Raw genomic sequence first — 9,001 nt, 5'->3', positions numbered from 1 at the left:
CAACGTGCTGCACATCAGCGAAGGCTCCACCGCCCTTCACTATGGCCAGCAGTGCTTCGAAGGCCTGAAGGCCTACCGTTGCAAGGACGGCTCGATCAACCTGTTCCGCCCGGACCAGAACGCCGCCCGCATGCAGCGCAGCTGCGCCCGCCTGCTGATGCCGCACGTGTCCACCGAGCAGTTCATCGAGGCGTGCAAGCAAGTGGTCCGCGCCAACGAGCGCTTCATCCCGCCGTACGGCACCGGCGGCGCGCTGTACCTGCGCCCGTTCGTGATCGGCGTGGGTGACAACATCGGCGTGCGCACCGCGCCGGAGTTCATCTTCTCGGTGTTCGCGATCCCGGTCGGCGCCTACTTCAAGGGCGGCCTGACCCCGCACAACTTCCAGATCTCCACCTTCGACCGCGCCGCCCCGCAAGGCACCGGCGCCGCCAAGGTCGGCGGCAACTACGCGGCCAGCCTGATGCCGGGCTCCCAGGCCAAGAAGGCGCACTTCGCCGACGCCATCTACCTGGATCCGCTGACCCACAAGAAAATCGAGGAAGTCGGTTCGGCCAACTTCTTCGGGATCACCCACGACAACAAGTTCGTCACCCCGAACTCGCCGTCGGTGCTGCCGGGCATCACCCGCCTGTCGCTGATCGAACTGGCCAAGACCCGCCTGGGCCTGGAAGTGGTCGAAGGCGACGTGTTCATCGACAAGCTGTCGGACTTCAAAGAAGCCGGCGCCTGCGGCACCGCCGCCGTGATCACCCCGATCGGCGGCATCAGCTACCAGGACCACCTGCACGTGTTCCACAGCGAAACCGAAGTCGGCCCGGTCACCCAGAAGCTCTACAAAGAGCTGACCGGCGTGCAGACCGGCGACATCGAAGCCCCGGCGGGCTGGATCGTCAAGGTCTGACCTGACGCCCGGAAACGCAAAAGCCCCTCACCGAGCGATCGGTGAGGGGCTTTTTCATGCCCGTGCGTCAGCCTTTCGGCGTGCCGCAGGTCAGGCGCTGCGCAGTTCGACGGTCAGGTGCGACAGCTCATGCACCGGCGCCAGACGCTCGCGGATCGCCTCGGCGCTGACGCCGGCGGCCGCCACCACGCTGACGATGGCCGCCCGCGCCTGCGGACCGACCTGCCAGACGTGCAGGTCGCTGATGCGCACATCGTCCGAGGACTCCAGCAGCTCGCGGATCTCCTCGGCCACCGGCTCGTCGGTGGCGTCGAGCAGCACGGCGGCGCTGTCGCGCATCAAGGTGTACGCCCACTTGGCGATGACCACGGCGCCGACGATGCCCATCACCGGATCCAGCCACACCCAGCCCAGATACCGGCCCGCCAGCAGCGCGGCGATGGCCAGCACCGATGTCAGCGCATCGGCCAGCACATGCATATAGGCCGAGCGCAGGTTGTTGTCGTGGTGGTGATGATGATCGTGGCCGTGATCATGACCGTGATTATGGTGGCGCCCGTGGTCATGGCCGTGATGCCCCATCAACATAAAGGCGCTGACCAGGTTGACCGCCAGCCCCACCACCGCAATCACCGTGGCCTCACCGAAGGCCACCGTGGTCGGCTGGAACAGGCGCAGGGCCGATTCGCCGGCGATGCCGAGCGACACCAGCCCCAGCACCATGGCCGACGCGAAGCCGGCCAGGTCACCGACCTTGCCGGTGCCGAAACTGTAGCGGCGGTTGCTGGCGTTGCGCCGGGCGAACCCGTAGGCCGCCGCCGCGATGCCCAAGGCGCCGGCGTGGGTCGCCATGTGGAAGCCGTCGGCCAGCAGCGCCATGGAGCCGGTGACATAGCCGGCGGCGATTTCGCCGATCATCATCACGAAGGTCAGCGCCACCACCCAAAGGGTGCGGCGGGCGTTCTCGTCGTGGGAGGCGCCGAGGAACTGATGGTCGTGGGCGAAGCGTTGCGCGTTGGGCGTCATGGCGTGGGGGCTCACTTGGAATAGCGACGGATGGCCAGCAGCAACTCTTCCACGCCTTGGGCGCGGGCTTCGTCGCTGAGGTCGGGGTGGGCGACATGCTCACGGGCGTGGGCCTCGATGAACTGCTCCATCAGGCCGTTGACCGCCCCGCGGATCGCCGCCATCAGGTGCAGGGTCTTGCCGCAGTCGGCCTCGGCCTCCAGCGCCCGCTCCACCGCCTGCACCTGGCCGGCGATGCGCCGCACCCGGTTGAGCAGTTCGGTCTTGTGTTCGTGCGTGTGCGACATACCTATACCCCCTACCCCTATATTGGACGCGATGATCGCTGTTCGGATCGGGCCTGGCAAGGTGGTTTTCGGGGGAAGGGATGAATGGAATGCCGCGAGATCCATGTTCCGGTCTCAGCCTGCATTGCCTTTACCGGCGCCATCGCCAGCAGGCTGGCTCCCACACAGGATCTCGGGTGGATGCTGAATCTGAGTTCACCGCAGAACCCTGTGGGAGCCAGCCTGCTGGCGATGGCGTCAGTGAGGGCCCCACAGGGCTGGACGGCCTGAAACCCCGAAAAATCAAGCATCATTTCAGCATCATCCGCCAGGCTACGTTGCCTTGCGCCTTTGCCTACAACTGCGCCAGAATCCGCCGGCTTGTGCGGTTTGGGGGGCGTCGGTAACTTGATTCGCATCACTGAAGGGTCAGTGATCGGGTTTAGTCGCCCGGCGTCTCACGAGTTGTAAAGCAGCCATTCAGGCGGGTTTTTCAGTACCTGCTCTCAATGGTGGCTGTGCGCAGGGCGCCTTCGGGCGCGCCGGATTCGTGAGACCTGCCGGTCGACTAACCTGCGTGCAGCCGCCTCCCCCTCGATTAGTCGCGACGGGTGGGCAGCCTTAATCTTCGAGGTCTCACATATGTTCAAGTACACACCTAATCCGCCAGAAGCCGAAACAAACGACTCCGATCCAACGTCGCCCTACTCCACCCCCGACTCCCGCAAACTCCACGAAGCCGCCGAGCGCGCCCTCGACCACTACCTCAAGCCCGAAGCCCCGAAACGGCGAAGATCCCGGCCGATGTTCCTCATCGCCCCGGACATGGACCAGGAATCCCTGCTGGCCCACGCCTGCGAATCCATGGCCTCGGCCAACACCCTGCTCAACGACTTCGCCGCCCTGCTGGAACCGCCCTACCGCAACACCGTGCTGGGCATCGCCCAAGTGGTGATGCTCGGCGAACTGGCCGTCAACCGCGCCCTCGACAACATCGACCCGCCCAACCGCTGAGCAACCCTGTGGCGAGGGAGCTTGCTCCCGCTCCAGTGCGCAGCACTGGCAATCCCGACCGACACGGCCAGCCAGACACCACCGGGCCGCAAGGTTTGGGGGCGCTGCGCACCCCAGCGGGAGCAAGCTCCCTCGCCACACACCGGGAGAACCGACCATGCCCCATAAACCAGATGCACACGTCGTCGCAGCCCTGATGTCCATCGGCCTCAACGAGCGGGATCACCGCTGGGCCCAAAGGATCTGCCTGGCGCTCTACGAAAGTGAAAGGGAATCGGTGGTGGCGTCCGCCGTGCAGGCACTCGGACAGCTGGAAGCGCTGGATCCGGAACAGGTGTTGCCCACGCTCGAACGACTGAAGCGTCGTTTCCCACTGTGGGAAACGTCAGCACTTCATCGGCTGCAAGCAAAGGCGATGGCCATCTGAAAGACCGCGTCTTCGTTCATCGCGAGCAGGCTCGCTCCCACAGGGAGACCGCATTCCCTTGTGGGAGCGAGCCTGCTCGCGATGACGGCAGAACACACTCTTGCAGCATCCAATAGCCTGATTTTTACACTTGTAACAACTCCCGAATTTTCAGATCCGTCCTACATCCCTCAAACGCCCATTGAATTAGCTTCCGCATCGCATATACCAATGAAACAAGGATGCGCATGGTTCGGAAGACAGACATACCTCGGATTCAAAACCCTCCATCAGGCGATGGGCATCACGTCACCAGCCGCTACATGACCGCAACCGAGTTGGCAGAACGGGATGCCAGGCAAACAGCCTACGACAACATGCAAGCCAGACAGCAAGCCTATGAGGATCGCTTCCTCAGGCTGTTGCCTGCGCAGGATCAAACTGCGCCCTTGGGATGCGTATTCGCCAAGAGCTGCAAACTTCCCGACGGCGTGATCAACCATGACAACCCGGCCGGTTTTATTCCCGTCGAGCGATTTGCCGATTTCGGTACATTTTCTCTCTTGGGAGGGCGCGAAAGAGATACGGCCGGCAACATCCCTCTCAAGAGGATCAGTGGTTCCGCACTTCCCTCATCGCTGGGAGCGCTGGTGCTGAGCAGCACCTCCAGCACTACAACCGCCAGTGCAGTCTCCAATGCAAGCGCCATCTCGGGCAGCCTCGTTGGAGGCACATTGATCGGTATCGTTGCATTGCTTTGGCCATCGACTCTTGGAGACAGTGCGCTGTACACGGAAGAACAACTCCGTACGCTCAAGCAAGGCCGAACACGCGTCCGATTGCACATCGAACAACAACCCGACGGCAGCATTAAAGGATACGGATTCAACACCCAGAATCGCACCGATTGGGAAATGATCCCTGTCATTCAGTTCGTGGCACAGGGATCCCATCAAGTTGCAGACTTCGGCAATGGGGTCACGCTGATATGGACACCCGCCGTCGACCCGTCCGACGCGTCAGGAACTCCAGCGCTGGAAGCTGCCCCGCAAGCTCCGACCCTCTGGATCTATCCGCCGACCGAACAGGCGGACAAGATCATCGTCAACCCTATTTACCCACCTGAGTATCAGGACTTCATCCTGGTCTTTCCGGCTGACTCTGACATCAAGCCTCTTTATGTTGTCTTGGCTTTGAAGTTCGATGCAGCCAGCTACCACGGCAAGATGGACACACCCATCAAAAGCAAAGGGCCAACCAACGGTCAGGAAACCTTAGAGAACTCAATTCAGGTCAAACCTACCTCTCCACGCAGAATTGGCGTCGATCCACAAACAAACGATTTTGTGGTCTTTGATCGCACAGGCGGTGACGTCTACCACGGTCATGTACGCCCATGGGATAAACTTCACCAAGACATGAAAAACGCACTTATCAAAGCCAAGAAAGTAGACAGCAAGGGCAACGTTCAGGGAGTCAAAAAGTGAATTTGACCTATCAAGACCCCTCCATCAGCCACGATGAGGCATTAGGACTGCTCGCCACCGACGAGGACAGAAACATCATCGCTGGACTGATTTCCATTGGCTTGAATGAATTGGACAGAGTCTGGGCCCAGAACGTCTGCCTGGCCTACCTCACCAGCGAGTCCGAAGCGGTTGCCGCTTCTGCCGTGACCGCTCTAGGCCACCTCGCTCGCCGGCATTGTGAAACAGACCGCGAAACAGTCATTCCAGCCCTGGAAGCCGTTAAGGAGAAATTCCCAACACTGGGTGGCATCGTCTCAGATGCACTGGACGATATCGACGCCTACACCTGACCCGATCAAGTAAACATGGCGATGAATCAATGAGTGCACCATCGCCATGGTGCTCTGGCGGATTTGCGTCGCTTCAATCCTCCCGCGTCAACACCTCCAGCAACTCGATCTCAAACACCAGGTTCGAGTTCGGCGGGATCTTGCCCATCGTGCGCTCGCCGTACCCCAGGTGCGCCGGCACCAGCAGTTTGCGCTTGCCGCCCACTTGCATGCCCATCAGGCCTTGGTCCCAGCCCTTGATCACCCGCCCGGTGCCGATCACGCACTGAAACGGCTTGCCCCGGCTCCAGGACGAGTCGAACTCGGTGCCGTCTTCCAGCCAGCCGGTGTATTGGGTGGTGATCAATGCGCCTTTGACGGCGGCCTTGCCTTCGCCCACCTGCAGATCGATAACTTGAAGCTGTTCGTTCATGGCAGTGCTTTATTCCGAGTATTGAGCGGAGGCTTTTCTCAGAAAAACACTCGTTCGGCAACTCATTACATGGCTCCGGCGTCCGGATGGCCCTGCTTCCAGGCCATGCTTTTGTCCTGCTTGTCTTTGGCATCCACGGCGAAGTCCTTGTCGAAAATCGCCTCCGTCACGATTGAAGTGTTGGCACTGCGCTTCTTGTCGGCGACCACGCCAATCTGACTGCCTATTGTGAATTCAGTAAAACGCGACGGGGGAATGCCATGCAGATCCAGGTATTTGACGGTTTCGCCTTCACGCACTTCGATCTGTTTTTTCTTCGGATCGACGCTGACGACTACAAGGGGAGAAATCGTTATCAGCGTCGGATCCCACGCATAAATGCCGCCGACGCCTTCGCACGTCGCGCTAGTGGGCTGGATCTCACCGTCCGCCAGCCGATGAGGCACTTTTTGGCAGTCGACGAAAATGCCTGACTGGTCGGATGTCGCCAGCCCCAGGTACTTTTCACCGGTGGGCAACTTCAAGATCTGTTCGCCCTGGGCGCCATAGGCCAGCAACGTCAACATCAGCGTGATCACGTGTTTATTCATCACACACCTGCCATCGATCCAATCAGTGTTGCCGTCACGGAAGCCAGTCAAAGCGCTTCCGGGCGATCCGTGTGCCGTCGGGTATTTCAAACCCGATGTAAGACACTTGTTTCTTGGGTATCTGGTAAACATTGCCGAACGAGTCATAACGCTGCGGCTGGCTGCTTGTCCTCATCAGTACCTTTTGCACCAGCACGTAATACGTCGTGTCGGTTTCGATGAGCAATACGGCTTCTGTCACGCTGTCTTTTGTCTGTACAGACTGCCCAAGCACCGCAGGGAAAACCTTCGCGTACTTTTCCTCGAAATGCAGTTGAACGGGGCGCAGCACGCCGCCGTCCCGCACCTGCTGCGCCTGCAGGGTGCCGAAATACTCGGCCAGACTGGCTGTGCCCCATAAGCCGCCGACCAGAAACAGCACAAACAGCACTTTATGAGTGAAATGCCAGACCGGTTTCTGATCAAGCGCCCAGGCACTGTTCAGCCCGACGTAAACAATGGCTCCCACCGCCAGAATGATCGGAACCCACACGCCGAACAGCTTCGCGGCCGTCCAGGCGAACGCAAGATAAAAATAAATGGAGATGTCCAGCGAGATCAGGGAAATGCCGAACGTCTTGAAGTAATAAAACAGGTGCAGCCAGGAATAGAAAAACAGATAGGCGCCGAACAAGAGGGTCGGCCCGCCGAAGTGAGTGGACAACGGCGAACCGTCTGCCGAAGACACTCCCGCTGTCGTGCTTGGCTGAGTCACACCGATAGTCTCCCTGCCAAAGGCCTGTGGCCGCGTTCATTGCATAACCGACAAGTCTAGTGCCGTTCAGGAAGAATGCGATGCATCCCAATTGTCGTGTGATTTAAGATAGCCACCCGCCATCACTCTCGGACCGATACGCCATGACGGCAGCGCTTGAATGACTCAACTCTGGATCAGCCTCGCCCTCGGCACCGTCATGCTGGCTGTGATCATCGTCTTGATCCGCCGCGAACGTTCCCTGCGCCGGCAGCTCGCGGAGTACCGCGAACTGCTGACCCGCGCAGCCGAAGGCCCGCACATCCGGCAGGACGGCGATGCCGAGCGTTTCAAGCGCAGCCAGTATTTCGCCCGGATCGGCACCTGGGACTGGGAGGTCGACACGGACCGGCTGTATTGGTCGGACGCGATCTTCGGCATGTTCGGGTTCAAGATCGGTGAAGTGACGCCCTCCTACGCGCTGTTCTGCTCCTGCGTGCACCCGGACGACCGCGCCAAGGTGCGGGCCGGCGAGCTGCGGTGCCTGGAGACCGGCGAGAACCACGACGAGGAGTACCGCGTGGTCTGGCCCGACGGCACCATCCGCTGGCTGCGGGAAACCGGCAACGTGGTGAAGAACGACCACGACACCATGATCAAGATGATGGGCGTGGTGCGCGACATCACCGAGGAGAAGGCCTCGGCCAGTTACCTTCAGCACCTGGCCCACTTCGACCCGCTGACCGGCCTGCCCAACCGCCTGGTGCTGGAGGAACGCCTGTCGCAGGCGCTGGAGCAGGCGCGGCTCACTGCGACCCGGGTGGCCCTGGTGTTCGTGGACCTCAACGGTTTCAAGGCGATCAACGACCGCTACGGCCACGCCGCCGGCGACCGCGTGCTGATCACCACCGCCACCCGCCTCAAGCGCATCCTGCGTGCCAGCGACACCGTCGCGCGGATCGGCGGCGACGAGTTTGTGGTCATCCTCCAGGGCCTGGCGCCGGGCCTGAACCTGCCGGACGAAGCCCGCCGCATCTGCCAGAAGATCTTCGCCGAACTGTCCCCGCCGATCACCATCGGCAACGACCAGCGCCACATCGGCAGCAGCCTGGGGGTCGCGGTCTTTCCCGACCATGCGCCGACCATGGATCGGCTGCTGCACATCGCGGATCTTGCGATGTACGAGGCCAAGCGCAGCGGGAACAATCAGTATCGGTTGGGGGGCGGCCAGGTGCTCAGCGGCACTCGCGTCGAGTGAGGCTCAGGATTTGGGTGTGCAGTCTGTCTTCCCTGGCCAAGTGTGGCCACGGGCTCAACGCACCACCGGCTGAATCTCCACGATGGTGCCGTTGGTGATCATCACCATCACGTACTTGTCGTCGATCTGCACCCATTGCGCCTGTGGTTCGGGGTCCTTGAGGCCTTTGCGGCGCCAGTCGGTGATTGCCTTTTCGCTGCGTTGGTAGATGTCCGGGGCGCGGTCGTTGACCTTCAAGGCGCGGTTGCCGGTCGGGGACTGCACGCTTGGGCTGCTGGAGGTCTCGGCGGCTTGAAGGGCTGTTCCGGTGGCGGCGAGGCCGGCGGCCAAGGCCAGGGTGGCGATCAGGGTTCTGCTGTTCATCGGTGAAGCTCCTGGGTGGGCGGATACCTGAACTCCGACTGTGGAGCGCCGGAATCATTCCTTTGGGATTGCGGATGGCTGGACAGTGTAGTCGCCGGTGAGGCCGTCATCGCTAGCAGGCTAGCTCCCACAGGGGCCGGTGGTGGTCGCACTATTGGCAGGCCAGCGCAAAATCCTGTGGGAGCCAGCCTGCTGGTGATGGGGCCGGCA

Annotated in this window: 12 protein-coding genes; 6 read left to right on the top strand and 6 right to left on the bottom strand. The window is 61.3% G+C overall.

Annotation, left to right across the window (positions count from 1 at the left end; all coding sequences use genetic code 11):
• A partial coding sequence (locus ACIP0B_RS18075; RefSeq protein WP_400834491.1) for a branched-chain amino acid aminotransferase occupies positions 1 to 904 on the top strand: 904 nt, incomplete at its 5' end.
• A 90-nt stretch (positions 905 to 994) separates the two neighbouring features.
• Here the strand turns inward: ACIP0B_RS18075 and dmeF are convergent.
• Both dmeF and ACIP0B_RS18065 read right to left on the bottom strand, forming a co-directional pair.
• Entirely contained in the window at positions 995 to 1,930 is a 936-nt protein-coding gene (gene dmeF, locus ACIP0B_RS18070; protein WP_400834488.1) for a CDF family Co(II)/Ni(II) efflux transporter DmeF, read from the bottom strand.
• An 11-nt stretch (positions 1,931 to 1,941) separates the two neighbouring features.
• Entirely contained in the window at positions 1,942 to 2,217 is a 276-nt protein-coding gene (locus ACIP0B_RS18065) for a metal/formaldehyde-sensitive transcriptional repressor (protein WP_400834485.1), read from the bottom strand.
• Positions 2,218 to 2,838: 621 nt separating this feature from the next.
• Between ACIP0B_RS18065 and ACIP0B_RS18060 the strand changes: the two genes are divergently transcribed.
• The 4 genes from ACIP0B_RS18060 (at position 2,839) to ACIP0B_RS18045 (ending at position 5,435) form a co-directional block, all read left to right on the top strand.
• Positions 2,839 to 3,210 carry a DUF6124 family protein gene (locus ACIP0B_RS18060; protein ID WP_400834482.1) on the top strand — a complete coding sequence of 124 codons (372 nt, stop codon included), beginning with the start codon at positions 2,839 to 2,841 and terminating at the stop codon, positions 3,208 to 3,210.
• A gap of 157 nt (positions 3,211 to 3,367) precedes the next feature.
• The gene (locus tag ACIP0B_RS18055; protein WP_400834479.1) at positions 3,368 to 3,637 is read left to right on the top strand and encodes a hypothetical protein; all 270 of its coding nucleotides are present in this window, start codon (positions 3,368 to 3,370) and stop codon (positions 3,635 to 3,637) included.
• Between the two features lie 227 nt (positions 3,638 to 3,864).
• Positions 3,865 to 5,103, top strand: coding sequence for an S-type pyocin domain-containing protein (locus tag ACIP0B_RS18050; protein WP_400834476.1), 1,239 nt, complete (start codon positions 3,865 to 3,867; stop codon positions 5,101 to 5,103).
• Positions 5,100 to 5,435 (top strand): hypothetical protein, encoded by a 336-nt coding sequence (locus tag ACIP0B_RS18045; RefSeq protein WP_400834473.1) that lies wholly within the window; start codon positions 5,100 to 5,102, stop codon positions 5,433 to 5,435. Before ACIP0B_RS18050 ends, ACIP0B_RS18045 begins: the two co-directional genes overlap by 4 nt.
• Positions 5,436 to 5,508: 73 nt before the next feature.
• Here ACIP0B_RS18045 and ACIP0B_RS18040 read toward each other — a convergent pair whose 3' ends face one another.
• The 3 genes from ACIP0B_RS18040 to ACIP0B_RS18030 all read right to left on the bottom strand — a co-directional run bounded on the left by ACIP0B_RS18040 (position 5,509) and on the right by ACIP0B_RS18030 (position 7,191).
• Positions 5,509 to 5,847: an FKBP-type peptidyl-prolyl cis-trans isomerase gene (locus ACIP0B_RS18040; protein ID WP_085583383.1), complete on the bottom strand. Its 339-nt coding sequence runs from the start codon at positions 5,845 to 5,847 to the stop codon at positions 5,509 to 5,511.
• 65 nt (positions 5,848 to 5,912) lie between these two features.
• Positions 5,913 to 6,437, bottom strand: a complete 525-nt coding sequence (locus tag ACIP0B_RS18035) for a hypothetical protein (RefSeq protein WP_400834470.1) — start codon at positions 6,435 to 6,437, stop codon at positions 5,913 to 5,915.
• Positions 6,438 to 6,471: 34 nt separating this feature from the next.
• On the bottom strand, positions 6,472 to 7,191 hold the full coding sequence (locus ACIP0B_RS18030; RefSeq protein ID WP_400834468.1) for a hypothetical protein: 720 nt from the start codon (positions 7,189 to 7,191) through the stop codon (positions 6,472 to 6,474).
• Positions 7,192 to 7,351: 160 nt separating this feature from the next.
• Here ACIP0B_RS18030 and ACIP0B_RS18025 point away from each other — a divergent pair, with 160 nt between their 5' ends.
• The gene (locus ACIP0B_RS18025) at positions 7,352 to 8,428 is read left to right on the top strand and encodes a diguanylate cyclase domain-containing protein (RefSeq protein ID WP_400834466.1); all 1,077 of its coding nucleotides are present in this window, start codon (positions 7,352 to 7,354) and stop codon (positions 8,426 to 8,428) included.
• Between the two features lie 54 nt (positions 8,429 to 8,482).
• Here ACIP0B_RS18025 and ACIP0B_RS18020 read toward each other — a convergent pair whose 3' ends face one another.
• Complete coding sequence (locus tag ACIP0B_RS18020) at positions 8,483 to 8,791, bottom strand: RcnB family protein (protein WP_400834465.1); 309 nt, start codon at positions 8,789 to 8,791, stop codon at positions 8,483 to 8,485.
• Between the last annotated feature and the right edge of the window lie 210 nt (positions 8,792 to 9,001).

Source organism: Pseudomonas sp. NPDC089534, from assembly GCF_044749305.1.
GTDB classification, from domain to species: Bacteria; Pseudomonadota; Gammaproteobacteria; order Pseudomonadales; family Pseudomonadaceae; genus Aquipseudomonas; species Aquipseudomonas ekonensis.
Note: the sequence above shows the minus strand (reverse complement) of the source record. Positions and strands in the feature narration are given on the sequence as shown.